The 25,977-nt window shown below is 72.6% G+C and carries 14 protein-coding genes; 7 read left to right on the top strand and 7 right to left on the bottom strand.

Annotated elements, in window-relative coordinates; translation table 11 throughout:
- The first annotated feature begins 6 nt into the window (after window positions 1-6).
- Together AB0M16_RS29105 and AB0M16_RS29100 are read left to right on the top strand one after the other, a co-directional pair.
- Window positions 7-1,875 (top strand): glycosyltransferase family 4 protein, encoded by a 1,869-nt coding sequence (locus tag AB0M16_RS29105; protein ID WP_365348104.1) that lies wholly within the window; start codon window positions 7-9, stop codon window positions 1,873-1,875.
- A gap of 178 nt (window positions 1,876-2,053) precedes the next feature.
- Window positions 2,054-3,199, top strand: a complete 1,146-nt coding sequence (locus tag AB0M16_RS29100; RefSeq protein ID WP_365348102.1) for a glycosyltransferase — start codon at window positions 2,054-2,056, stop codon at window positions 3,197-3,199.
- 80 nt (window positions 3,200-3,279) lie between these two features.
- Here AB0M16_RS29100 and AB0M16_RS29095 read toward each other — a convergent pair whose 3' ends face one another.
- The 4 genes from AB0M16_RS29095 to AB0M16_RS29080 form a co-directional block, all read right to left on the bottom strand.
- Window positions 3,280-4,011, bottom strand: coding sequence for a class I SAM-dependent methyltransferase (locus AB0M16_RS29095; protein ID WP_365348100.1), 732 nt, complete (start codon window positions 4,009-4,011; stop codon window positions 3,280-3,282).
- A gap of 20 nt (window positions 4,012-4,031) precedes the next feature.
- On the bottom strand, window positions 4,032-8,528 hold the full coding sequence (locus tag AB0M16_RS29090; protein WP_365348098.1) for an aminotransferase class I/II-fold pyridoxal phosphate-dependent enzyme: 4,497 nt from the start codon (window positions 8,526-8,528) through the stop codon (window positions 4,032-4,034).
- A 146-nt stretch (window positions 8,529-8,674) separates the two neighbouring features.
- A complete protein-coding gene (locus AB0M16_RS29085) occupies window positions 8,675-8,995 on the bottom strand; it encodes a putative quinol monooxygenase (protein WP_365348096.1) in 321 nt (106 codons plus the stop codon).
- Window positions 8,996-9,040: 45 nt separating this feature from the next.
- On the bottom strand, window positions 9,041-9,928 hold the full coding sequence (locus AB0M16_RS29080; RefSeq protein ID WP_365348094.1) for an IclR family transcriptional regulator: 888 nt from the start codon (window positions 9,926-9,928) through the stop codon (window positions 9,041-9,043).
- 173 nt (window positions 9,929-10,101) lie between these two features.
- Between AB0M16_RS29080 and AB0M16_RS29075 the strand changes: the two genes are divergently transcribed.
- On the top strand, window positions 10,102-11,910 hold the full coding sequence (locus tag AB0M16_RS29075; RefSeq protein WP_365348092.1) for a VanW family protein: 1,809 nt from the start codon (window positions 10,102-10,104) through the stop codon (window positions 11,908-11,910).
- A 180-nt stretch (window positions 11,911-12,090) separates the two neighbouring features.
- Here AB0M16_RS29075 and AB0M16_RS29070 read toward each other — a convergent pair whose 3' ends face one another.
- The gene (locus tag AB0M16_RS29070; protein ID WP_365348090.1) at window positions 12,091-13,458 is read right to left on the bottom strand and encodes an MFS transporter; all 1,368 of its coding nucleotides are present in this window, start codon (window positions 13,456-13,458) and stop codon (window positions 12,091-12,093) included.
- A 212-nt stretch (window positions 13,459-13,670) separates the two neighbouring features.
- The gene (locus AB0M16_RS29065) at window positions 13,671-14,120 is read right to left on the bottom strand and encodes a hypothetical protein (RefSeq protein ID WP_365348088.1); all 450 of its coding nucleotides are present in this window, start codon (window positions 14,118-14,120) and stop codon (window positions 13,671-13,673) included.
- Window positions 14,121-14,315: 195 nt separating this feature from the next.
- On the opposite strand from AB0M16_RS29065, the gene AB0M16_RS29060 reads away from it, so the two are divergent.
- The 3 genes from AB0M16_RS29060 (at window position 14,316) to AB0M16_RS29050 (ending at window position 17,817) form a co-directional block, all read left to right on the top strand.
- On the top strand, window positions 14,316-15,494 hold the full coding sequence (locus AB0M16_RS29060; RefSeq protein ID WP_365348086.1) for an FAD-dependent oxidoreductase: 1,179 nt from the start codon (window positions 14,316-14,318) through the stop codon (window positions 15,492-15,494).
- A 74-nt stretch (window positions 15,495-15,568) separates the two neighbouring features.
- Window positions 15,569-16,480 carry an RNA polymerase sigma-70 factor gene (locus AB0M16_RS29055; protein ID WP_365348084.1) on the top strand — a complete coding sequence of 304 codons (912 nt, stop codon included), beginning with the start codon at window positions 15,569-15,571 and terminating at the stop codon, window positions 16,478-16,480.
- Window positions 16,481-16,830: 350 nt separating this feature from the next.
- Window positions 16,831-17,817: an AraC family transcriptional regulator gene (locus AB0M16_RS29050; protein ID WP_365348082.1), complete on the top strand. Its 987-nt coding sequence runs from the start codon at window positions 16,831-16,833 to the stop codon at window positions 17,815-17,817.
- Between the two features lie 78 nt (window positions 17,818-17,895).
- Here the strand turns inward: AB0M16_RS29050 and AB0M16_RS29045 are convergent, their stop codons facing one another.
- Window positions 17,896-19,059, bottom strand: coding sequence for an endonuclease/exonuclease/phosphatase family protein (locus tag AB0M16_RS29045; protein WP_365348080.1), 1,164 nt, complete (start codon window positions 19,057-19,059; stop codon window positions 17,896-17,898).
- Between the two features lie 379 nt (window positions 19,060-19,438).
- Between AB0M16_RS29045 and AB0M16_RS29040 the strand changes: the two genes are divergently transcribed.
- Entirely contained in the window at window positions 19,439-25,588 is a 6,150-nt protein-coding gene (locus AB0M16_RS29040; RefSeq protein WP_365348078.1) for a DNRLRE domain-containing protein, read from the top strand.
- Window positions 25,589-25,977: the final 389 nt, after the last annotated feature.

Genomic DNA, 25,977 nt, shown 5'->3' with positions numbered 1-25,977 from the left:
ACAAGCGTGCGGCGCACGACACCGCTGCTCGTGGCGGTGTCCGGGCCCGATCGCACCGGGACGTCCTCGCTGGTGCCCGCCCTCGCGGGGCTGCTGCGCCGGCGCGGGTTCGCGGTGACGACGGTCCACTGCCACGGCTGTGTGGTGTGCCGCTGGTTCCCGGTTCCCCCACGGGTGAGGGAAACGGGGGAACCGGGCAGGACGGGGGCGGGTGAGTGGGCACGGCGGTTCGTGCGTCCCGAGCGCCGGGGACCGCGGCTCCGCCGTGCCCACGCCTTTGTCGAGGCGGGCGAGCTCGCGCTGCGGATCGGGGCCGCGCGGCTGCGCGTCTCCGTCGCGGCCCGGGGCCGGCCCGCCGTCGTGGTGACCGACCGGGGGCCGCTGGACGGGCTGGTGGAGTTCGACCCGCCGCCCGGTCGCGGCGCGGCCGAACGCTTCGCCCGGATCGCCGACCGCTACGACCTGACGCTCCTTCCTGAGGCCCGCCCCGGGGCGCCGGCCGGAAGCGGCCGGGAAGAGGCGCGCCCGCCCGCCGACCGGTGGGCGCGGCACCGCGCCTGGGCGGGGCGGCTGCCCCGCGTGACCCTGCTCGACGGCGAGAACCCTCCGGAGACGGTCGCGGCCGCCGCCCTGGAACGGGTCCTCGACTCCGTTCCACCGTCGGCGGACGGCGCACGACGCGACCCCACCCGCCACGAGCGGCGGGCGCCCGAACTCCCCTCGGCCACCGGCCCCGAGCGGCGCAAGCGGGTCGTCGTCTCCCTCTACGACGACGCGGACGACGCCGGCCACCGCGGCGGCAGCGCGCTCGTCGTGGAGCAGCTGGCGCGGCGGCTCTCCGAGCACTACCAGGTGACCGTGGTGACGGCCGGCCGCGACGCCCGGTCCGTACGGCGCCGCGGAATCCGCTACGTCACGCTGCCGGTCTGCCGGGCCGGGCCCCGCGTCGGCCACTTGTTGTTCCTGGCACTGCTGCCGCTGGTGGCCCGGCGGATCCCGCACGACGTGTGGCTGGAGAGCCTCACCCCACCGTTCTCGACGAGCTTCCTGCCCCTGTTGTCCCGCGCCCCGGTCGTCGGCATCGACCAGGGGCGCACCGCCGACGCCCTGTGGCGCCACCACCTGCCGTTCTTCCTGGTGGAGCGGATCGGGCTGCGCTGCTACCGGCACGTCGTGGCGCGGAACGAGGCCGAGGCCTCGGCCGTGCGCCGGCTCAGTCCGCGCGCCTCCGTGCACGTGATCGCCCACGGGGTCGAGCAGCACCGGCTCGACGAGGCCCGCCTCGGCAGCGGCGGCTCCATCCTCTTCCTCGGGCGGATCGACACCTGGGTCAAGGGGCTCGATCTGCTCCTCGACGCCTATGAGAGCGCCCGGCCGCAGATGGAACTCGTCCTGGCCGGTCGGGGGACCCCTGCCGAGGAGCGCCGGCTCCTGCGGCTGCTCGCGGTGCGGGGACCCGGTGTGCGCTGGGTGGGGTGCGCGGACGAGGAGACGAGGCGGCGGCTGCTGCAGGACAGCGCCTTCCTGGTGGTGCCCTCGCGCCACGAGACCTTCTGCCTGGTGGCACTGGAGGGCATGTCGTACGGGAAGCCCGTGCTCCACTTCGACCTGCCCGCGCTGCGCTGGATACGCGGCAGCGGCGACGTGGCCGTACCGCCCTTCGACACGGCGGCGTTCGGGGAGGAGATGGCCGCGCTGGCCTCCGATCCGACGCTGCGCGGACGTCTGGGGAGGCAGGCGGGGCTGGCCGCGCAGCACTACGCGTGGGACGAGATGACGAGCGCCTACCTGGCCCTGACCCGCCGGATCGTCGACGGCCCCGCCGCGCCGCGGCCGCGCAGGGACCGGAGAGTGCCATGGCAGTCGCCCCGCTGAGCGCGCCGTCCCGCTCCGAAGGCCCGCTGGTGTCCTCGCCCCGGCCGGGCGACGCCGCGCCGTCCTCCCGCCGGTTCCCGAGGCGGATCTGGGCGGTGCCCTCCGCGGAGCGGCGCGCGCAGCACCGGGCGGTGCCGCTGTCCGCCGACAGGGGCCCCCGCCGCGGGGCGTGGGCGCCGTGCGAGCTGCCACCGCTCCCCCGACCGCCGGCCGCACCGCGATGAGCACCAAGCCGGACCGCACGCGCGTCCTGCTCCTGACCGGCGGCCCGTTGGACGGGGCGGACGGGGCCGCCGTAGGGCTGGCATCCGACGTGCTCGCGGCGCTGCCGGACGTCGAGTTCACGTGGTTCTCGCGGTGGCCGCACCGGCGTGGCCGCCGTCCGCCGGACGCGCGCGGCGGGCACCCGGTACGGATCCTCTCCCGGGACGGGACGCCGCGCGTGCCGGAGCGGACGCAGGCGGTCCTGTCCGGGGCCGTGCACGCGCGCCGCTGCGACCTGGTCCACGCGTTCCTGACGATCGGGCGCACCTTCCCGGCCTTCTCGAGGCTGCGTCCCCTGCTGCTCGGGGGGCGCCCGGTGGTGCACACGGTGCCCGGGAGGCCGGACCCGCGGCTGCCGGCCCGGGCCCGGCCGTTGGGCACGACGGTCGTCCTGTCGGAGTCGATGGCGCGGCGGCTGCGCGCCGCCCGCTTCGGCGACGTTCGGGTGATCCCGCCGATGATCCCACTGGAGCACTGGCCGAGCCGGCCACGTCCGCGCGGTCTGCCCCTGGTGCTCTACGCCGGGCACCACGCCCCGCAGGGCGGGGCGGAGACGGCCATCGACGCGGCGGCGGAGGCCGCGGCCGCGGGCAGCCGGTTCCGGCTGGTGCTCGCGATGCGCGGGCTACCGGGGCAGGACCAGCACGGCTCGAAGGAGGCGCTGCGGGAGCGGGCCGTGGCCCAGGGCCTCGAGGACGTCGAGGTCCGCGGCTACGTGGACGACATGCGGGCGCTGATCACCTCGGCGCACGTGCTGCTGTTCCCGCCGCCGACGATCGGCGGAGTGGCCGACATCCCGTTGCCCGTGCTGCAGGCGCTGGCCACCGGGCGACCGGTGATCCTCAGCGATCTGCCGCAGTTCGCCGACTTCGGCAACGCGGTGCTGCGGGCACCCGCGGGCGACGCCCGCCGCACCGGCCAGCAGCTGGCGTGGCTGCTGGACCGGCTCCGGTCCTGGGACGTGCTCGCCGAGCGCGGCCGGGCGGCGGTGGAGGAACGCTTCGGCCCGGAGCGGTTCGCCGCACAGTACGCGGCCCTCTACCGGGAGCTGCTGTCGTGAGGCCGGTCCGGGACGGGCGGCGGCGGTACGACGGGACCGGCGGCTCCTCGCTCCGCGGCTCCGCGGAGCCGCGGAGCCGATCAGGGCCTCGGCCTCCGGCCCGTGAGCAGCAGCACCCCGGTGTCCCCGTACTCGGGCAGTGTGCGGTCCTTGGCGAGCCGGGAGATCCGCAGGTCCGCGGTGCGGGGGCCGAAGACGGAGCGCAGCGCGGGCTCGTCGACCGGACAGGCCGGCCAGAGCGGGCCCTCGCCGATGCGGTAGCTCGGCATGCGTTCCATGAAGGCGGCGACGAGCCCGCCGCCAGGTCGGACGGAACGGACGAAGGCCGCGCACAGAGCGGTGAACTCGTCGAAGTCCTCGGTCACGCTCTCGGCGACGAAGTTCATCGACGCCGTGTCGTAGCGTCCGTCGACCAGGTCGCCGGCGTCGCCGCGCACCACGTTGACGCGGGCGAGAGCCTCGGTGAGCGTGGCGGGCAGGGCGGGGTCGAGGGCGCGGGCCAGTCCGTAGAAGGGCTGCCAGCTGTCCTCGGGGCCGTCGGTCAGCTGGCGGCGCAGGAAGGCGAGGTTGGCGGCGCTGGGTTCCAGGGCCTCGATGCGGCGGCCGGCTCCGGCGGCCAGCGTGAGCGGGTAGAGGTTGGGGCCCGCGCCGAGTTCGAGGGTGCGGGCGAGGGAGCCGGGGGCGAACTGGCGGTAGAAGGCGCAGTGGTGGTGGATGACGCCCCGGTCGCAGGGGTGCATCCGGCGGTAGTTCTCGGCCAGGTACTCCGCGACGGGCCAGGCGTTCCAGTCCGCGTCGCGGTTTCTGCGCACCGCCCGCCGGGTCGTCGCCATCACGCCCCCGGGGACCGCCCGGCCGGGACCGGGCCGGGCGGGACGGGGGCGCGGCGCTGGAGGGAGAAGCGGGCCGACAGGGCGGTGAGGGCGTCGTTGAGCTCCTCGATCTCCTCGTCGGTGTTGGCGGCGGTGATCTGCACGCGGAAGCCGACCCGGTCGCGCGGGACGAGGGGGTAGCTGGCGAGCGTCACGTAGATGCCCCGCTCCCAGAGGAAGGCGGCGACCGTCTCCAGTTCGGCGGCGTCGCCGAGCGGGATCTCGACGATCGGCAGGCCGTCGGTGTTGGGGGTGGCGATGCCGAGGCCGCGGACGTGGTCGAGGACGCGGGCGGTCCTGCGGTACAGGTCGGCGCGGAGGGCGTCGCCGCGCTCCTCGTTGACGTCGAGCCCGGCGAGGGCGGTGGCGAGCGAGGCGGTCGGCGAGGGGCCCGAGTACAGGTACGGGGCGGCCGCGACCTTGAGGTGGTCCTTGAGGCGGGAGGGCACGGCGAGGAAGGCGAGCAGCGAGGAGTAGGCCTTGGAGAAGCCGCCGACGAGGACGATGCCGTCGTAGCTCTCCCCGAGGTGCCGCACGATGCTGTTGCCGCGAGTGCCGTACGGGCTGGTCTCCCCCGGGCCGCGTTCGCCGATGACGCCGAAGCCGTGGGCGTCGTCGACGTACAGGAGGGCTCCGTGCTCGCGGCAGATCCTGGCGGTGGCGCGCAGGTCGGGGTAGTTGCCGGTCATGCTGTTGACGCCGTCCGTGCACACGAGCCGGGCGCCGCCGCCGGGCGCCTCGCGGAGCATCGCGTCGAGCTCCCACGGCTCGTCGGCCCGGAAGCGGCGCAGTTCGGCGCCCTGGCCGCGGGCGATGACGCAGCCGTCGTAGATCGTGCGGTGGGCCTGGGCCTCGACGAAGATCCGGCCGCCGGCGGCGAGCAGCGGGATCACCGACTGGTGGATCAGGGTGATGGTCGGCAGGAGCAGGGTGTCGGGAGCGCCGAGGAGATCGGTGAGGCGTTCCTCGATCCGCGGATAGATGCGGGGACTGCCGATGAGCCGGGACCAGCTGGGGTGGGTGCCCCAGGCGCGGACCTGAGGGTCGATGGCGGCCATGACCTCGGGGTCGAGGTCGAGGCCGAGGTAGTTGCAGGAGGCGAAATCGATCAGCCAGTGGTCGCCCACGCGCAGTCTGCGGCCGTCGATCTCGTCGATGACGGCGTCGCACATCGGGCTGCTGCGCTTGAGCCGCTCCAGGTCCCGCCAGCGCATGTCGGGCCGGGCGGCGCGTGCGGCCGGGGTGCCCCTGGCGGTTGCGGCGGTACGGCCGGCCTCGGTCCGCTGGACGGTCCTCGCGGTCCGGGGCGGCGGGGCGGGCGCGCCGTGCAGGAAGGTCTCCGCCTGGTGCGCGGTCATCGGGCGGGCGAAGAGGTAGCCCTGCCCGAACCGGCAGCCCATGTCCGCGAGGAGGGCACGCTGGTCCTCGTTCTCGATGCCCTCGGCGACGACCTGGAGCCCGAGGACGTCGGCGATGCGCACGATGCCCTCGACGAGGGCGACCTGCTGGCGGTCGGTGGTGATGTCGTCGATGAACGACTTGTCGACCTTCAGCACGTCGATGGGGAACTCGCGCAGATAGCTCAGCGAGGAGAACCCGGTGCCGAAGTCGTCGATGGCGATCGACACGCCGAGGTCCTTGAGCGCCCGCATGGTGGTGCCGATCTGTTCGTCGCGGTGCATGAGGACGGACTCGGTGAGTTCCAGGACCAGCGAGCCGGGGGCGAGCCCCGAGGTGCGCAGGGTGCGCCGGACCACGTCGAGCAGGCCCGGGTCGCGGAACTGGCGCGCGGAGACGTTGACGTTGGCGCACAGCGGCGGTGTGCGACGGTGCGCGCGCTGCCAGCGGGAGATGTCCCGGCTCGCGTGGTCGAGCACCCATGCGCCGAGCGGCATGATGTGGCCGCTCTCCTCGGCGAGGCTGATGAACTGCTCGGGCGGGACCATGCCGCGCCCCGCGTGCGGCCAGCGGATGAGGGCCTCGAAGCCGGCCAGCTCCGCGTCGTCGACCTGCACGATGGGCTGGTAGCGCAGGGCGAACGCGTGTTGCGCGATCGCGTTCTCCATTCCGGCCTGGAGCTCGTGGCGGGCGACGAGCCGGGAGTGCAACTCGGGACGGAAGCGCCGCCACCGCTTCTTGCCGGCGGCCTTGGCGGCGTACAGGGCGAGGTCGGCATGGCCGAGGAGTTCCTCGGCGTGGGCGCTGTCGAGGACGGTGGCGACGCCGACGCTGGTCGAGACGGACACGGCGCCGTCGGTGAGGTGGAAGGGCCGGCTGAGGGTGCTGACGATCTCGGCGGCGAGGACCTCGGCGTCGCCGGGCTCGCGGGCGCCCTCGATGAGCACGGCGAACTCGTCGCCGCCGAGACGGGCGGCGGTGTCGGTGAGCCGGAGCACGGAGGTCAGCCGACGGGCGACGGCGACGAGGAGCTCGTCGCCGACCGAGTGGCCCATGGTGTCGTTGACGACCTTGAAGTCGTCGAGGTCGACGAAGAGCATGCAGGTCAGGGTGGATTCACGGCGGCCGCGCAGCAGGGCGCGCTCGATCCGTTCCAGGAGCAGCACCCGGTTGGGCAGCCCGGTCAGCGAGTCGTGGAAGGCGCGGTGGGTGAGTTCCCGCTCCAGCTTGCGCTGTTCGGTGACGTCCCGGAGGGTCAGCACGAGGCCGTGGACGGTCTGTTCGTCCCGCAGGTTGCTGCACCGGACCTCGACCTCCAGGTCGGCGGCGCCGCCGTGCAGCAGCTTCCAGTCGTCGCGGGCGTCCACGTTCCCCCGGGAGCGCACGCCGGCCACGATCCGCAGGGCGCTGACGGCGTCGCCGGGGGCGAGGAGTTCGGTCAGCGGGGTGCCGGGCAGCAGCGGGTGCCCGAACATGCTCTCCGCGGAGGGGCTGGCGTACCGGACGGTGTCGTCGTCGTCGACGATGAGGATGACGTCGGACGTGTTGTGCACCAGGGTGCGGAAGTAGGCCTCGCTGGTGCGGCGGCTGACCTCCTCGCTCAGGCCGAAGCGTTCCAGGGCCAGGGCGGCCTGGGAGGCGAGGGACTGGGCGGGGCCGGCGATCTCGGACAGCTTCTTCTCCGTCCCGGCGAGGAGCAGCGCGCCCAGCAGCGGCTCGCCGGCGGCCGGGGCCTGCAGCGCGAGGGGGCAGAGCAGGGCGTGCGTCTCGGGCGCGACGGCGGTGACGATCGCCGGGTCGAGCGCGTCGACCGGGAGGAGCCGGCTCCCGTGGGCGAGGAGGTCCGGCCAGGGGGCGTCGTCCGGTCCGGTGGCCTCGGGGCCGGTGACGTCGGCGACCTGGACGCTCCACGGCCGGGGGCCGGTGGGCACCGCGGCCAGCCGGCCGCGGCGGTCGCGGGCGAGCAGCATCGTGTGGTGCGGGGTGCCGGAGCCGAAGAGCGTGGCGGCGGCCGTCTCGACGGCGGCGGCGACCTCGCGCGGGCTCAGCGCCGCGACGAGGGAGGCGGCGGCGACCCGCAGACTGCGTTCGCGGGCCTCGGCCTTGCGGTGGTCGGCCATCATGCCCCACAGGCGGATCAGGACCAGGAGGAACATGAGCGCGGAGAAGATCGCGATGACCCCGATGTCCCGGTCGCCGTCCTGGCTCAGCGACTGGAAGAGCAGCAGGGCGGGCGCGATGAGGGAGGCGACGGCGAGCAGGAAGAGGCGCCGTTCGGCGATCCCGGGCGCGGGTTCGGGCGCGAGCTCGGTGAGCCCGGTCATCGAGGGGTGCAGGGCGGCGAGGCCCCAGGCGGTGAAGAAGACCACCCAGCCCAGGTCCCAGGGGGTGCCGACCTGCCAGGTGCCGTCCAGCTGCTTCACGCCGTAGACGACGTCGGAGAAGAGGATGCCGCAGGTGCCGAGGGTGAGCAGCTGGACGGACCGCGAGCGCAGTCCGCCGGGGACGAGGAGCCGGGCCAGCATGGCCAGCATCAGGACGTCGCCCAGGGGGTACGCGATCGAGATGGCGCGCTCGACCCAGGTCATGTCGGGGGACGTGGCGAGCGGGTTGATCAGGTTCACCCAGGCCAGCAGCGCGAGGCCGCAGGTGAGGATCAGCGCGTCGAGCGCGACGGCCAGGTCGTGGCCCGCGGCCCGGCGGCGGATGAAGCCGAAGAGGCCGATCGCGAAGAGGGGGTAGGTGGCGAGGTAGAAGGCGTCGGCGAGCGACGGGAACGGCCGGTTCTGGTGGAAGAAGGACTCCAGCGCGTTGTACGTGGTGTCGCCGGCGACGAAGGTGAAGTTGGCGGCCGCGAGCACCAGCCAGGGCCAGCGGCGGGCGGGCCGGTGCAGATGGACGCCGACGAGGATGGCGGCGACACCGCTGAGCCCGATGAGGGCCCACAGGACGGTGTGCCGGGAAGGCACTTCCAGGTAGGCGACGGTCACGGCGGCCACGAACAGCACGTAGAGGAGGGTCCAGCGGCGCAGTGGCCCGGACAGCTGTCGAAGCGCCATCCTCTACCGCCCCCTCACGCGCGGGTGCGTATTCGTCCAGTCTGTCCGGTGCGGCGGGGAGCCGCACCCGCGCACACCGGGGGTGAGGGAACGGCCACGAGGGGCGAGCGGGAGGGACGGCCGGGAGGGACCGCCGGGACCTCGCCCTAGCGGGCGAGCTCGCCCATCGGACCCCAACCCTGCTGGGGCACCTCGACGTTGATGATCTCAGGGGTGGCGGCGATGGCCTCGCCCATCACCGCGAGACCGGCCTTGAAGTGCGGGGAGGCGACGTGCGCCGCGCCGGCCCCGGCGTCGGCGAAGGCCTCCAGCAGGACGTACTGGTGCGGGTCGTCCACGCTGCGGGACCAGTCGAAGAACAGGTTGCCGGGCTCCTCGCGGGTGGCACGGGTGAAGTCGGCGACGCGGTCGAGCCAGGTCTCGGCGTGCTCGGGGCTGACGGTGAAACGTACGGCGATGAAGATCATGCGCTCAGGGTGCGCGCCGGCCCGCGCCGGGGCCGGCGGACGGGGTCAGGATTCCGGCAGGGTCGGAAAGCGGGTGACACCGGAGGCCGAGACCCCGGAGGCCGAGACGCCCGACGCCGAGACTCCCGACGCCGAGACCCCCGAGGCCGAGACCCCCGAGGCCGAGACGCCGACGGTGCTGTCCGACAGCGCGTCCGCGAGCAGCGGGACGGCGCGGGCCAGGGCCGCCCGGACCTCGCCGTGCCGACGCCGGAAGTCGGCGGTGGGCAGCGACACCGACAGGGCGTGCACGCTGCCGTCGCCGCGCCCCGGGAGCGCCGTCGCGAGACAGGTGTACGCGGGGTCGGCCTCGCCCACCGAGACGGCGAAGCCCCGGTCGCGGACCTTGGCCAGCTCCGCCTCGAAGCGCTCGGGGCTGGTGATCGTCCGCTCGGTGAACCGGGCCATGCCATGGGCGTCCAGGTAGCGCCGGCGCAGCGCCCGGGGCAGCCCGGCGAGCAGGGCCTTGCCGTGGGCGGTGGCGTGGGCCCGGGCCTCGGGTCCGGGTGCGAAGGGATGGGTGGTGTCGGTGACCGGCGCGGTCGTGTCGATGACGGTGATCCGGCCGTCGTGGTAGGCGGTGAAGTAGGCCTCGGCGCCGGAGGTACGGCGCAGCCGGCCGAGCAGCTCGGCGACGGACCCGCCGAGGCCGTGGTGCCGCTGGTAGGCGCGGTGCAGGGCAGGGACGCGCGGGCCGGGGGCGTACCCCTCGGGGGTCCGTACGAGGTGGCCGCGGGCGATCAGCGGACCGGTGAGGTGGTAGACGGTCGACAGGGCGCAGCCGAGCGTCCGGGCCAGGGCCTTCGCACCGACGGGCCGGTCCGCGTCGGCGACGGCGTCGAGGAGGGCGAACGCACGGTCGACGGACTGGGGGCCTGAGGAGGACGAGGGCACCCGGACACCTTAGTTCGCCCGGGATGAGAGGAGTGTCACCACTGGAATAAAAGGGACCATCTGGAACTATCACCCCCGTACGGCGTACCGTCGGGGGATACCCCGTTCGAGGGATGGGCCATCGCTGCCCCCTCACGGGTGTCCTCTGACTCCTCACCGCCCTGGGAGGGTGTGTGCGCCGCTCCACGACCGACCACGCCGCCGCGGGCCCGAACGGGCGCCGCGGCCACATACGCAAGGCGGCGATCGCGACCGGTGCGGTCGCGGCCGTCGCGGGCGGACTGTACGTGGCGGGACTCGTCGCCACGGGCAACGACATCTCGGACGGCACGCGCGTCGACGGCGTCGACATCGGCGGCCTGAGCCGCGCCGAGGCCGCCGCCCGGCTCACCTCCGCGGCCCCCGCCTCCTGGAAGGACCCGGTCCGGGTCACGATCGGTGACACGACCGGCACGGTCGACCCCGCCGGGGCGGGGCTCACGGTCGACGTGGCCGCCACGGTGGAGCGGGCGGCCGACCCGTCCCGTGACCCGTTCACGGTCATCGGCCGGCTGTTCTCGTCGGGCGACCGCGACATCGAGCCGGTCGTGTCCTTCGACGACGCCAAGGCGCGCGCGGCGGTCGCCGCGCAGGCGAAGCAGCACGACCGCACGACCCGCGAGGGTGCGGTGGCCTTCGAGCACGGCAAGCCGGTCGTGACCCAGCCGCGCGAAGGCCAGAAGCTGGACACGGCGAAGGCCGTCGACGTGCTCCGCGCCGCCTACCCCGGCACCGGCGGTGCGGCGCCCGTGGCCCTGCCGGTCTCCGTGACGCAGCCGAAGGTGAAGGCGGCGGAGGTCGACCGCTTTGTGAAGGACTTCGCGACGCCGGCCATGTCCGGCCCGGTCACGCTCACCTCGGGCGACAAGCGGCTCGCGATCCCGGCGGTGACCCTGGGCGACCACCTGGTCGTGAAGACCGAGGGCGGTCGGCTCACCCCGTCGCTGGACGCCCGCACGCTGATGCACGACCCGGCGGTGTCCCGCCCGCTCGACTCGCTCTCCGGCGCCCCCGTCGAGGCGAGCCTCGGCGTCCGGGACGGCAAGGTCGTCGTGGAGCGCGAGGGCCGCCCCGGCCGCGAGGTGTCCGCCGACGCGCTCGGCCGCGCGGTGACGCCGCTGCTCACCAAGCAGGGCACGGCGGCCCGCACCGCGCCGGTGGACGCGAAGGTGACCCAGCCGAAGCTGACGGCGAAGAGCCTGGCCGAGCTGGGGATCACCGAGCAGATGTCGACGTTCACGGTGAACTTCCCCACCGCCCCGTACCGCACGACCAACATCGGTCGGGCCGTGGAGCTGATCAACGGCTCCGTGGTCCAGCCGGGCGCGATGTGGAGCTTCAACCGGACGGTCGGGGAGCGTACCGAGGCCAACGGCTTCGTCGACGGCACCATGATCATGGACGGCCAGTACAAGAAGGCCCCGGGCGGCGGTGTGTCGGCGGTCGCCACCACGGTCTACAACGCGCTCTTCTTCGCCGGCGTCAAGCCGATCGAGCACGGCGCCCACTCCTTCTACATCGAGCGCTATCCGGCCGGCCGCGAGGCGACCGTGGCCTGGGGCACGCTCGACCTGCGCTTCCGCAACGACTCGGGCCACCCGATCTACATCAAGGCGAGCTCGACCGACTCGTCGGTGACGGTGAGCTTCCTCGGCACCAAGAAGTACGACACGGTCGAGGCGGTCGCGGGCCCGCGCACGAACATCACTCCGCCCGCGGAGCGCAAGGACACGAGCGAGAAGTGCGAGGTCCAGGAGCCTCTGGAAGGCTTCGACATCAAGGTCGACCGGGTCTTCAAGAACGGCGGCGTCGAAGTGAAGCGCGAGACGTTCAGCACGCACTACACGCCGCGGGACAAGGTGACGTGCGTGAAGCCGGGACAGCAGGAGCAGCAGCCGGGACAGCCGGACACGACGAAGTACGAAGCGTCGGGCTCCCGGTGACGGACGACCGGTGACGGACGACCGGTGACGGACGACGGACGACCCGGAACGCCGCAATCCCGGCACCCCGGCACCCCGGCACCCCGGCACCCCGGCACCCGGACGTGGAAGGGCCCGCCTCGAACCAGTGGTTCGAGACGGGCCCTTCCCGTCGTGTCCGTGGTCCGCGGCGCGGCGCGATCAGGCGTCGGCGCGGACAGGCGTGTCCGCCGGAGCGGTCTCGGCGACGTCGGCCAGGTCGCGGTGCCGGGTCTCACGGGCGCAGACGACGGCGACGACGGTGAGGAGCGCGGCGGCGATCACGTAGAGGGCGATCGGGGTCGAGCTGTCGTAGTCGGCGAGGAGCGCCGTGGCGATGAGCGGGGCGGGGGCGCCGGCGGCGACCGAGGAGAACTGGGCGCCGATCGACGCGCCGGAGTAGCGCATCCGGGTCGCGAACATCTCGGAGAAGAACGCCGCCTGGGGGGCGTACATCGCGCCGTGCAGGACGAGTCCGACGGTGACGGCGAGCAGCAGGCTGCCGAAGGATCCCTGGTCGATGAGGGCGAAGAAGGGGAACATCCAGAGCCCCACGCCGACGGCCCCGATGAGGTAGACGGGCCGGCGCCCGAGCCGGTCGGACAGCGCGCCCCAGAGGGGGATGACGGCGAAGTGGACGGCGGAGCCGATGAGTACGGCGTTGAGGGCGGTCTGCTTGGAGAGGCCGACCTGGGTGGTGGCGTAGACGAGGATGAACGCCGTGATGACGTAGTACGAGATGTTCTCGGCCATGCGGGCGCCCATGGCGACGAGCACATCGCGCCAGTGGTCGCGGACCACGGCGACCAGCGGCATCTTCTCGGCCTGCCCGGCGTCGGCCTTGCGCTCCTCGGCGGCGGCGAGCGCGGCCTTGAAGACGGGCGACTCGTCGACGGAGAGCCGGATCCACAGGCCGACCATCACCAGGACGCCGGACAGCAGGAACGGGATCCGCCAGCCCCAGGACCCGAAAGCGGACTCGGAGAGCAGCGCGGTCAGCGCCGACAGCACACCGGTCGCGAGCAACTGCCCGGCCGGCGCCCCGGTCTGCGGCCACGAGGCCCAGAACCCCCGCCGCTCGGCGTCCCCGTGCTCGGACACGAGCAGCACGGCCCCGCCCCACTCCCCACCGAGCGCGAATCCCTGCACGAGCCGCAGCGCGGTCAGCAGCAGCGGCGCGGCGGAGCCGACCGTCGCGTGCGTCGGCAGCAACCCGATGGCGAAGGTCGCCCCGCCCATCAGCAGCAGGCTGAGCACCAGCAGCTTCTTCCGCCCGAGCCGGTCACCGTAGTGCCCGAACACCAGCGCACCCAGCGGCCGGGCCGCGAACCCGACGGCGTACGTCAGGAAGGAGAGCAGGGTCCCGACCATCGGATCGGACTCGGGAAAGAAGAGCTTGTTGAACACCAGCGCGGCGGCCGACCCGTAGAGGAAGAAGTCGTACCACTCGATGGTGGTGCCGATGAGACTGGCGGCGACGATGCGCTTGAGGGAGCCGGGGGGCGTGGGAGCGTGTGTTGCGGCGGCCATGTGCACCACTTCCGAGCGGGTGACGGGGACGTGTTCGTGTCGCCACACCGTAGAAACGCGCAGGTCACCCGCGTATGTGGTGGGACACCATAGTTCGAGGCGCGGGCATGCGCCCGGTCACCATGTCAGGGCGGGGAGGACCCGGCAAGGGCCGCCGAACGCCGCCTGCAGGGTGGTGTCGTTCACGTGGTCCCTGCACGCTGGCCGACGCACTACCGCGTCCGGGACCAGGACCGCCGCGGCCGGGCGCGGATCCACACGGCCGCGGAAGCGATGACCAGTGCGAGCCCCAGGGACGGGACGAGGGAGGCCAGGAGGACGGGACCGGGCCCGACGCTGTCGGCGAGTGCGATCCGACGCGGATCCTGCGGGGCGTACACGATGCTCAGATCGCTGCCTCGGTGGAACTTCCTGATGAGCTCGTGGGCCGGCAGTTTCGCCACCACGGTGCTGTCGGCGGCGTCGAAGGTCACGCGACACGCGTCGGAGCAGTGCGATGGTTCGTCCACGAGCACGGCTGTCGTGCGTACGCCGCCGTCGAGGTCCCTCGTCGCCTGGATCGTCCCGGCCAGGAAGTAGGCGCCGGCCGCCAAGGTCAGGAGGCCGACGACGAGGGGGAGGCCCACGGCCCGGCCGCGAGGGCGGCTGCGATCCCGTCGCATGTCGGTCGATCGAGTTCGTGTGCCCATGTCACCCTCCACCGGGGAGCGTAGCCATGGTCGGCCCGGCCGACGTGGAGAGGGCACCTCCCCGGACGGTGATGCAGGTCACACCGGCCTCCTGTCACGTTCCCCGGCGGCCCTTTGTCCCATGGGCGTCACCGGTACCGAAGCCGGTGCCTGAGCTGGGAGTTCGCCATGACCAACGGCCACCACGTCGTCGTCCTCGGCGCCGGTTACACGGGCATGTTCAGCGCCGTCCGGCTGGCCCACCGCACTCGCCGCACCGGCGTGAAGATCACCCTCGTCAACCCCTCGGGCCGGTTCGTCGAGCGGCTGCGGATGCATCAGATCGCCGCCGGGCAGAAGCTGCCCGACCATCGGATCGCCGACCTGCTCGCCGGCACCGGCGTCACGTTCGTCCAGGGCGCCGCCACCGCCATCGACCCCGAAGCCCGGCGCATCACCGTCGACGGCGCCGCGCCGCTCGCGTACGACACGCTCGTCTACGCGCTGGGCAGCGCGACCGACACCGGCAACGCCCCCGGCGCCGACACCCACGCCTTCACCCTCAACAGCCCCGGGCCCGCCGGCCTGTTCGCCGCACGGCTCACCGAGTGCTCCGGGGCCGGCGGCACGGTCACCGTATGCGGCGGCGGCCTGACCGGCATCGAGGCCGCCACCGAGATCGCGGAGGCCCACCCGGGGGTGAACGTCACGCTGATCAGCCCCGACGAGCCCGGCTCCATGATGGGCGACGAGGCCCGCGCCTACCTGCACCGCGCGCTGAGCCGCCTCGGCATCACCCTGGTCACCGGCGCCCGCGTCACGAAGGTGCTGCCCGAGGCCGTCCAGCTGGCCGACGGCCGGATCCTCCGTTCCGACGCCTGCCTCTGGACCGCGGGGGTGAAGGTGTCGCCGCTCGCAGCCGACGCCGGGATCGCCACCGACGACCGCGGTCTGATCCTGACCGACGCCACGCTGCGGTCCGTGTCCCACCCGGAGATCCACGCCGTCGGCGACGCCGCCGCGATCCGTATGGACTTCGGGCAGCTCCACGGCTCCTGCCAGAGCGGGCTCCCCACCGCCCAGTACACCGCCGACACCATCGCCCGGCTGGTACGCGGCAAGGCGGTGAAGCCGTTCCGCTTCGGCTACTTCCACCAGCCGCTCAGCCTCGGCCGCAGGGACGCCGTCATCCAGTTCACCAAGGCCGACTTCACACCGGCCCGCATCCGCCTCACCGGTCGCAGCGCCGTCTGGTACAAGGAGCTGGTCAGCGGCAGCCCGCTGCTGACGTACCGCTACAGCAAGCGCATGAACGTCACCACCATCATCTCCAAGGGCGGTCGCGCCACTCGTAGGCCCGCGGCATGACCGGCGCGTCACCCTCCCCCGACGCCCTGGTCCGCGCCTTGCCGTCTGCCCCGCAGCACCGGCAGCATGAGCCGGTGATCGACGCCGGCACCGGGCAGGACCCGTACCTCGAACACCGCAGACTGCTGTTCGCCACCGCCTACCGCATGCTGGGCACCGTCACCGACGCGGAGGACGTCCTGCAGGACGCCTGGCTGAAGTGGAGCACCACGGACCGCGACGCGATCAGCCACCCCAAGGCCTACCTGGTGCGCACCGTCACCAACCTCTCCCTGAACCGCCTCACCTCCGCCCGGGCCGCCCGCGAGACCTACGTCGGCCCCTGGCTCCCCGAACCCCTGCTCACCTCGCCGGACGTCGCCTCGGAGGTCGAAGTGGCCGACTCCGTCTCCACGGCCATGCTGGTCGTCCTGGAAACCCTCGGCCCCGTCGAGCGGGCCGTCTTCCTGCTGCGCGAGGTGTTCGGCTACTCCCACGGCGAGATCGCCGAGAGCCTCGACCGCCCCGAGACGACGATCCGCCAGATCGCCCACCGCGCCCGGGCGCACGTCCAGGCCCGCCGCCCGCGCTTCGACACCGACCCCGACCGGCGTCGGCAGATCACCGCCCAGTTCCTCGACGCCTGCGCGGGCGGCGACCTGAACGCCGTGATGGAACTCCTCGCCCCCGACGTGACCGCCTGGTCCGACGGTGGTGGCAAGGTCACCGCTGCCCGCCGTCCGCTCCACGGCATCGACCACGTCGCCCGCTGGCTCCTGGGGTTCCTCGCCAAACCCGAACTGGCCGCCCTGACCATGGAGTCCGCCGTCATCAACGGCGAACTCGGCATCCTCGCCCGCCTCGACGGGCACACCATCGGCGCCCTCTCCTTCGACATCGGTGAAGGGCGCATCCACAACCTGCGCTTCCAGGTCAACCCCGACAAGCTCGGCGGCCTGTCCCCCGGCAACGTCCTGGCGCCCATGGACGCCCCGCATCCGGACTGACGACGAAGGGGCCCCGACCAGCTCGGCGGTCACCGCCCCCGACTTCCGCTTCAACGGCTTCGCCGGGATTCCGGCCGAGACCCCGCGATCGAACTCCCGCCGGCCAACGAGCGGAACCGGAGAGCAGCTCCCCTCACACCGCGCCTGCCGCCCACGGGCGTTGGCTCACGGCGGTCCTCGACTGACCGCCGCTGCGGCGCCGGGACGGACCCCCTGGGAGCCCACCGGCGCCCTTATGGCGCTCGTCACATCGAAGGGATGTCACATGCGCTTGTCCCCGTGGCGTCTCCTGTGCGCGAAATCGATCAGCCCGCAGCACGGGGGACCCGGGAGAACGGAGAGAGAGCGCGATGATCGGAACCACGTTCCGTACCGACGATGTGCCGCTCGAGGGAAGATTCGACTGGTGGCGGGAGATGATCTTGCGAACGCGGTCGGCCGAGATCGTCAGCCCTCACGCCGCCGACTTCCGGGCGGAGTTGCGGCACATGGAGCTCGGTCCGGTGACGGTGTTGCACTCGTCCTTCGCACCGGCTCGGATCTGGCGCACCTCGCGCATGGCGCGCCGCAGCGACACCGGTACGTACCACGTGACCCTGCTGACCGACGGAGCGGTGGCGATGACGGCGGACGACGGACGCACCGAGGCACACGGCCCGCGCGACATCCATGTCATCGACAGCTCCCAGGCGTTCGAGCTCCGCCCCTGCGAGGAAGGCCGCGCCCTCGCCGGCATCGGCGTCGACTTCCCCCAGGCGCTGCTTCCCCTGCCGCCGCAGCGTGTACAGCACCTCCGGGGCAAGCTGCTCTCCGCTCGGGAGGGTACGGGCGCGCTGCTGGCGGACCTCCTCGCCGGCCTCCTGCGGCATGCCGACCTCCTGAGCCCCGCCGACGCGCCCCGCCTCGGCGCCACCGTCCTCGACCTGGTGCACGCCTGGCTGGCCCATGTGCTGGATGCCGAGGCCACCCTGTCAGCCGAGACCCGCGAGTGGGTCCTGACCGAGCGGGTCCAGACCTTCGTCCGGCGGCGGCTCCACGATCCCGAGCTGACACCTGTCGTGATAGCCGCCGCCCACCATGTCTCCCTCAGTCACCTGCACCGTGTCTTCACGCAGCAGTCAGGGGGGCAGACGCTGGCCGCCTGGATCCGCGCCCGCCGCCTGGAGGGAACCCACCGTGCCCTGGCGGACCCTGTTCTGCGCGCGACCCCGATCCATGTGGTGGCCTCCCGCTGGGGTTTCACCCGCGCTTCGGACTTCACGCGTGCCTTCCGCGCCACGTACGGGATGACGCCGCGCGAGCACCGCCGCCAGGCCCTCGCCGCGGCGGGCTCTTGAGGGGCACCGCAACCGTCGTCGGTGGGCGTCGCGCACCGGGTCGCGGCCCTGGGGGACCGCGACCGCACGGGCGGCCCGTCAGGAGGTCGCCACCTGGGCCAGACCTCGGTAGAAGGAGTGGTCCGAGACCTTGACGTCGTTGCCGGCGGCGTCCTTGACGATGTTGCCGGCGGCATCCCTGACGTAGAGGTCGATGGTGTACCCGCTGACGGAAGCGGGGTCGGTGGTCTCGGAATAGAAGAGGTAGTCGTACTTGGTCTGGGAACCGACGAGGGTCGGAGCGCCGCTGCGGCAGGCCTTCGCCGCCGCGTCACAGCCCACCTTGCCGTAGTGGTTCGCGTCGTCCTGGTCGGCCTCGTAGAACACGCCCCAGCCGCCGCCGGGCGCGGCGTCGGATCGGTAGAGGGCGTCCATGGCGGGCGTCCGGTTGTGGTCGGACCACGAGTTGAAGTCGCCGCCCACCACGACGATCTTGCCTGCGGCGACGTCACCGTCGAGGTCGGAGGCGAGTCGGGCGGCCTGGGCGGTGCGGGCCCGCTGGTTGATCAGGTCCGGGTCGTGGAAGGACCGCAGGTGGACGCTGCAGCCCTTGACCACGCGGCCGGGCAGGTCGGAGAGGGCCGCGTCGTAGCAGAGTGCGGTGAACGTCCGCGGCGGGTTCACGGGTTCGACCGCTCCCGTGGTCGCGTTCGTCTTGATCTGGTGCCGCTCGCCACCGAGGGCGATCTCGTCACGGTTGCTCAAGGTGCCTCGTGCGGCGACGACTTGACCGATCCAGCACCGGCGATCGTCGTTGTTCGGGTCGGTGTCCTCGTTCACCGCGCAGTTCGACGCTCCGCAGCCGGTGTAGTTGGTGAGGAGGCCGGTGTAGCCGAACTGGTAGGTGCCCGAGGCGAAGGAGTGGCTCTTGAACCACTCGTACTGCGACCAGCAGACCTCCTGCAGCATGACCATGTGTGGCTGGTACGCGTCGATCTGGTCGGTGATGTACGACAGCCTGCCGGTGCCGCCCTGGTTGCACTGACCGCCGCAGATGTTGTGACTGACCGTCTTGAGGCCGAGGGTGGCGGCTCCGGCGGCAGCCACCGCCGTGTCGGCGGACCGCTTCCCCGCTCCGGACGACTCGGCCGCCTGCCCACTGCCGGCGGAACCGGCCCTCAGCAGGTCGGCTCCGCCCTGACCGAGGCCGGCCATCAGGACGATGGCGAGGGCCGCCACGAAGGCCGCCATGGTTCTGCGCATCTGTAATCACTGCTCCTTTCGCATGGACGAGGCGTGAGCGTAACGACAGGGCCGGCGCGCCGAAGTCCCCCGCACACCGCGCTGAACCAGGTGTGGACGCAATGACAACTAGCCATGGACGCATTGCCAATTCCGTCAGTCGCGGTGTGGGGCATCCTCGATCCGCTTCCGGCCCAGAGACCGGTCGAACGATCGCCCTTCCGCCATGGAGGCGGACGGCACTGCCGGCGCGCGAACGAGCCGCGCCAACGGAGGAATCCCCATGTCATCGCGCTTCATCGGAGCCAGACGGCACAGATCCGCTGGTGGGCAACCACCTCTTCCACCCTCGCGGTCCGTACGGCGGCTGCGCCCGCCGGCCGCCACGCTGGCACTGCTCATGACCGCGCAGGCTGCCCTGGTGCTCGAGCCCACCGGTCAGGCGGTCGCCCTGTCACGAGTGCAGGTGGGCACGCAGGTGTCCGGCAGGACGCCGGGCCCGGGCCCCGCAACGGCCGCTTCGGAGCCGGCCGCCCGGCTGAAGGCCAGGCTGCAGAAGCGCCGGATCGAGGTCACCGACGCGCGTTCGGAGTCGTCGACCCGGTACGTCAATCCCGACGGCACCGTCACCGAGGAGTCCTATGCGGGCCCCATCCGGTTCAGGGGCCACGACGGTGCGTGGCACGACGTCGACCCCTCGCTCGTACAGGCCGAGGACGGTTCGATCCGGGCCGAGGGGCACCCCCACGGGCTGGCCCTCGCCGGGCGGCAGGCTGCTCCGAGGAACGTGTCGGCTCCCGGCGCGAAGAGCCCGTCGGCCGCCGTGCCACTGGTCTCCATGGACGACCCTTCGGGCCGGCGCCTGCGGCTCGACTGGTACGGCGCGCTCCCCCGGCCGTCCGTCGAGGGAACCGACGACACCGTCGCCCGCTACAAGGACGCGCTGCCGGCCACGGACCTGCTCGTCGAATCCACCCGGACCGGCTACGAGCAGTTCCTGGAGTTGAAGAACCGCTCGGCCGTCGACGCCAACGGCCGTGTCACCTATGCACTGACGGCGGTGGGACTGACCGCGAAGGCGCACCAGGACGGCTCGGTCTCCTTCGTCGACGGCAAGGGCGGGACCGCCGGATTCCTGCCGTCGCCCATGATGTGGGACGCGCGCACCGACAGGAACTCGGGCGAGCACACCCGCACCGCGAAGGTCGGAGTGGAGGTCGCCCAGGCCGGCGACACGGTCACCATCACCCTGACGCCGGACGCCGCCTTCCTCGCGGACGAGAAGACGCGCTATCCCGTCACGATCGACCCCTCGATCAATGTCGGCCCCAGCTTCGACACGTTCGTGCAGCAGGGCTACACGACCGACCAGTCGACTGCGACCGAGCTGAAGATCGGCAACAACGGCTCGTCACAGGTGGCGCGTTCCTTCCTGTCGTTCCCGATGGCCGGCATCACCGGGAAGCAGATCACCGACGCGAAACTGAACCTCTACGAGTTCCACTCGTGGTCGTGCACGCCCAAGGCGTGGGAGGTCTGGAGCACCGGCGCGGCCACCACGAGCACCCGCTCGACCAGCCAGCCCGCCTGGAACACCAAGTACGCCACGAGTACCCAGACGAAGGGCTTCTCCAGCTCCTGCGACGACGGCTGGGTCAACGCCGACGTGACCTCGATGGTCCAGGCCTGGGCGGCGAGCGGCAGCGGCTCCCACCACCTGGGCGTGCGGGCCTCGGACGAGACCGACCCGTACGGCTGGAAGAAGTTCAACTCCGGCAATGCCGCGTCCCGTACGCCGTACCTGTCGGTGACGTACAACTCCGTCCCCGGCGTGCCGACGCCCGTGGCCCCGGCCGACCAGGCCGCCACGAGCGACACCACTCCGACCCTGTCGGCCAAGGCCCTCGACGGCGACGGCGGCCAGGTCACCCTGGACTACGAGGTATGGGCTGCCGGCGCTGCCGCCGCCCTGCGTTCGGGCTCGAGCGCGGCCGTGGCCTCGGGCGCGACGGCCACCTGGGCACCGACGGCCTTGCCCGTCGGCGCCTACCAGTGGCGGGTGCGTTCCGGCGACGGCAGCGCGAAGAGCGCATGGTCGGCCTTCCGCACCCTCACGGTCGACACCACCGCCCCGTCCACGACGGCGGTGTCCTCCACCGACTTCCCCGCCGGACAGTGGTCCGGCACCCCCGACGCCAACGGTGACTTCACCGGGACCTTCACCTTCACCCCACCGACGGGGGACGTGACGGAGGTGCAGTGGAACCTGGACGGCGGTGCTTGGCAGTCGGCCGCCACCACGGGTGCCCCGGTCACCGGCAAGCCGGTCTTCCGCGCCGGTGGTCACACCCTGACCGCGCGCTCCAAGGACGCGGCCGGCAGCGTGTCGGCCGCCACTGCCTACCGCTTCTCCGCCGGCTCGGGAGCGGCGCTCCTCTCGCCCGGCGACGGTGACCGCCCGGCGCGGCGTACCGAGCTGACCGGACAGGGCAAGGCGAGCGACACCGGGGTGCGCTACCAGTACCGGCGCGGTGAGACGGACGCCTGGAAGGACGTCCCGGTCGCGGACGTCCGCCGCAAGGCCGACGGCTCGACGCCGACCGCCTGGCCCGGGAGCGTCACCGGCGGCACGTCCGAGGTGCTGATCTGGAACGTGACCGACACCCTCGCCGAGGACGGCCCGGTCGAGGTGCGTGCGGTGTTCACCGACGGCACCACCACGGACGCCTCCCCCGCCTCGCGGATCACGGTGGACCGCGACGCCGGCGAGGCACCGAGCGAGGAGGTCGGACCGGGCGGCGTGAACACGCTGACGGGTGACTACCGTCTGTCCGCCACCGACGCCTCGGCCTTCGGTCTGACGGTCGCACGCTCCTTCTCCTCCCGTCGTCCCGCCAACGGCGCACAGCAGGAGGGGCGGGCGGCGATCTTCGGCCCGCAGTGGACGGCCGGCACCACCGCCGAGGTCTCCGAGAGCGACTGGGCCTATCTGCGCAAGACCTCGGCCACCTCGGTGGCGGTCGTGGACGTGGACGGTGAGGAGGTCGGATTCACCGCGACGACGGGCGGTGGCTGGAAGCCGGAGTCCGGTGCCGAAGACCTGGCACTGGCCGGAAGCCTGACGGGGGCGTTCTCCCTGAAGGACACCGAGGGCACCACTTCGGTGTTCGGAAAGGTCGACTCCGCCGCCACCACGTGGCAGCTGACCAGCTCGTTCCTGCCCACGGACAAGTCGACCACCACGGTCGTCTCCGAGAAGGTCACGGTCGACGGCAAGACCCTGGCCCGTCCGAGGTACGTGATCGCTCCCACCTCGGCGGTGGCCGCGGACACCTGCGCCGCCACGCCGTCGGCCAAGGGGTGCCGGGTGCTGGAGTACGTGTACGCGAGCGCCACCACCGCCACCCCCACCGCGTTCGGCGACGTCGTCGGGCAGGTGAAGCAGGTCCGGCTGTGGGCCACCGACCCGGGCGCCCCGGCTGCGACGGCCACCGCGGTCTCGCAGTACGCCTACGACGGCCAGGGCCGTCTGCGCGAGGAGTGGGACCCGCGGATCTCGCCGGCCCTGAAGACGGCCTACGGCTATGACGCCGCGGGGCGCGTCGTCACGCTGACCCCCGCCGGGCAACTGCCGTGGACCTTCGAGTACGGCAAGGCCGGCAACGGCGCGGCGGCCGGGGACGGCATGCTGCTCGCCGTGTCCCGCCCGACCCTGCGGGCCGGCTCCAGGGACCAGCAGGACGGCGGCAAGGCCACCACCTCCGTCGTCTACGACGTTCCGCTGTCCGGCACCACCGCGCCCCACCAGCTTTCGACCGGAGACGCCGCCGCGTGGGGCCAGACCGACGCCCCGACGGATGCCACGGCGGTCTTCCCCGCCGACCGGATACCCGCCTCGCACAGCGGAGGCGACCTGGGCGCGGCCGACTACGACAAGGCGACCATCACGTACACCGACGCCTCCGGCCGGGAGGTGAACACGGGCCTGCCCGGCCGGCACCTGACCGTCAAGCAGTACGACCGATTCGGCAACACCACCTTCGAGCTGACGGCCACCAACCGAGAACTGGCCCTGGGCAACGCGGTCTACCAGGTCGACACACAGACCGAACTGGGCATCCTCTCGGCCTCCCCGGCCGAGCGCGCTCGCCGGCTGGGCACCGTCTCGGTCTACTCGGCCGACGGCAAGCGGGAACTGGAGGAATTCCAGCCGCTGCACCTGGTCACCCTCACCCAGCCCCTCGCGGGCGATGCGGACAGCCCCGCCCTTCCGGCCGGCGTGCAGGTCGCGGCGCGGGAGCACACCGTCAACCGTTACGACGAGGGTCGTCCCACCGACGGCACCGCCACCGTGACCGACCAGGTCACCACGACCCAGGTGGGCGCCTCGATCGACGGCTACCCCGCGGACGGTGACGTACGTACCACCGCCACCACCCATGACTGGGCCAAGGGGCTGCCCACCGGCGTGATCACCGACCCGAACGGGCTGAAGCTGACCAGGACCACCGGCTACGACACCCAGGGGCGGGTCGTCAAGGCCACGTTGCCGAAGTCCACCGGCACCGACGCCGGGGCGACGGTGACGCGCTACTGGTCCGCCACCGGCACCGGTACCTGCCAGGGCCGGCCGGAATGGGCCGACCTGGAGTGCTCCACCGGCCCGGCCGGCGTCATCACGGGCGGCGGTGCCAATCCGAGCGAACTGCCGGTCAGGACCACCGAGTACGACCGCTGGGGCAACCCGGCCAAGGTCTCCGAGACCGGCAACGGCGTCACCCGCACGACGGTCACCACCTACGATGCCGCGGGCCGTGCGAAGCGGACCGAGACCACGGGCGGAGTCGGCACGGCGGTGCCTGCACAGAGCACCACCTACGACCCGGCCGACGGCGAGGTGGCCACCGTCTCCGACGGCACCTCCACTATCGCCCGCACAACCGACCTGCTCGGCCGGGAGATCGCCTACGACGACGGGGCGGGCAACATCACGCGCACCGAGTACGACAGCCGCGACCGCAGGGTCCGGGTCACCGACTCGGCGCCCTCGACGCTCACTTACGACTACGACAACCCCGCCGGTCTCCCCACCCGGGTCCACGACTCGGTCATGGGCACCGTGGGCGATGTCACCGCCGCGTACGACTCCGACGGGCGTCTGTACAAGGAGGTGCTGCCGTGGAACATCGACGTCCAGTTCAACCTCGACCCCACCGGCAACGAGACTTCCCGCTACTGGCACTGGGAGTCCGGCTGGACCATCCAGGGCGAGTCCACCAGCGACTCCGTCCATGACCAGGTCGCCAACCGTACGACCTACACCGGTGGAGGCGCCTACCAGGAGTACACCTACGACGCGGCCGGTCGTCTGACCGGGGTCGACGACTCCCAGGCCGGTGTCACCACCCACCGGGCCTACGCCTTCGACGCCAACACGAACCGCACCTCCCTGACCACGACGGTCGACGACGTCGAGGGCGGCGCCCCCACCACCCGCACGGTCGGCTCGACCTACGACAGCGCGGACCGGCTGATCGCCGCCGGGACGGTCTACGACGCCTTCGGCCGCACCACCGCGCAGGCCGGCGGCGTCGAGAACGCCTACTACGCCAACGACCTGGTCCGCCGGATCACGGCCGACTCCAAGCGCACGACGTGGAATCTCGACGCGGCCGGGCGCCTGGCATCCTCCACGGCCGAGAGCCGGGCCGAGGACGGCACCTGGGGTGCCGCCGTCACCAAGACCGAGCACTTCGGCGGCGACGGCGACAGCCCGGACTGGACCGCCCAGGGCGACGGCACCGTCAGCCGGAGCGTCGAGGACATGGCCGGCAACCTGATCGCCACGACCAGCGCGACCGGCGACGTCGTCCTGCACCTGGCCAACCTGCACGGCGACATCGCCACGCAGATCCCCCTGGCCCCCGACACCACGCCGGTGGTCAACACGTACGACGAGTACGGAAACCCGTTGCCCGGCACCGACACCGCCCGCTACGGCTGGCTCGGCGGCAAGCAGCGCTCCACGGAGACCCCCAGCGCGGTGGTCCTCATGGGCGTGCGGCTCTACGACCCCGGCACGGGCCGGTTCCTGTCCGTGGACCCGGTGGCCGGCGGCAACGCCAACGCCTACGACTACGTGCACGCCGATCCGCTCAACGGCTACGACCTCGACGGAAGGTGGGGCTGGCTCAAGAAGAAGTGGAAGAAGGCCAAGAAGTGGGGGAAGGGGTTCTGGCGACGGAACAACTCCCAGATCATCGGGTTCGGGGTCGCGGCAGGCTGCAGCTTCATCACCGGATTCGCCGCGACCGTGGCGTGCGTGGCCGTGGGCTCCTCGGCCGCGGCGTCCCTGAACTACCGGTTGACCAAGTCCCGGAAGAAGCGCCACGCCGGTGGCTACTACGCGGCATCGTGGCGCGCCGCCTTCTGGGGCGGCGGAGGCAGTGTCTTCGGCCGGGTCGGGTACTGGGCCGGTAGGTACCGGCACGTCCGCAGGAGCGGCCGGATGGACCGCTCGGTCCACCATTGGGGAAGGATCTCGCGGTGACGTCGTCCGTGCGCCGAACAGGCAGGTCTGGAACGGATGTCAGGAAGGCGCAGCCGGCGACAGCTGCCGCAAGGCGGGCAAGGACGCCGTCCTCGGCCATCTCCCGCCGCAGCAGGACGCCGTCCGAAAGCCGCTGTTGGACGTCCGCCCGGACGCGGCGCCCGCGGTCGTTCTGATCCCGCGGTCCTGTGAGGGACCCGCCGGCAACGGGTGCCGTCGCACCGGCCGACGTCACTCGGGCCGCCGCGGCGACGCGGGCGCAGGGGTGCCCCGGAACGCGCAGAGCGTTCCGGGGCACCGGTCGTCCAGCGGTCCGCTCAGCCGCGCTCGACGGTGAAGGAGCACCACGCCGTCCAGGCGGAGGACGTGTCGCCGTCCTTCACGCGGAC

It is taken from the genome of Streptomyces sp. NPDC051921, assembly GCF_040680975.1.
Taxonomy (GTDB): Bacteria; Actinomycetota; Actinomycetes; order Streptomycetales; family Streptomycetaceae; genus Streptomyces.
Note: the sequence above shows the minus strand (reverse complement) of the source record. Positions and strands in the feature narration are given on the sequence as shown.

Bases quoted from the DNA above. Each gene is read 5' to 3' on its own strand.
- AB0M16_RS29090 (WP_365348098.1), bottom strand. From the start codon at position 8,528: ATGGCGCTTCGACAGCTGTCCGGGCCACTGCGCCGCTGGACCCTCCTC.
- AB0M16_RS29085 (WP_365348096.1), bottom strand. From the start codon at position 8,995: ATGATCTTCATCGCCGTACGTTTCACCGTCAGCCCCGAGCACGCCGAG.
- AB0M16_RS29070 (WP_365348090.1), bottom strand. From the start codon at position 13,458: ATGGCCGCCGCAACACACGCTCCCACGCCCCCCGGCTCCCTCAAGCGC.
- AB0M16_RS29065 (WP_365348088.1), bottom strand. From the start codon at position 14,120: ATGCGACGGGATCGCAGCCGCCCTCGCGGCCGGGCCGTGGGCCTCCCC.
- AB0M16_RS29060 (WP_365348086.1), top strand. From the start codon at position 14,316: ATGACCAACGGCCACCACGTCGTCGTCCTCGGCGCCGGTTACACGGGC.
- AB0M16_RS29050 (WP_365348082.1), top strand. From the start codon at position 16,831: ATGATCGGAACCACGTTCCGTACCGACGATGTGCCGCTCGAGGGAAGA.
- AB0M16_RS29045 (WP_365348080.1), bottom strand. From the start codon at position 19,059: ATGCGCAGAACCATGGCGGCCTTCGTGGCGGCCCTCGCCATCGTCCTG.
- AB0M16_RS29040 (WP_365348078.1), top strand. From the start codon at position 19,439: ATGACCGCGCAGGCTGCCCTGGTGCTCGAGCCCACCGGTCAGGCGGTC.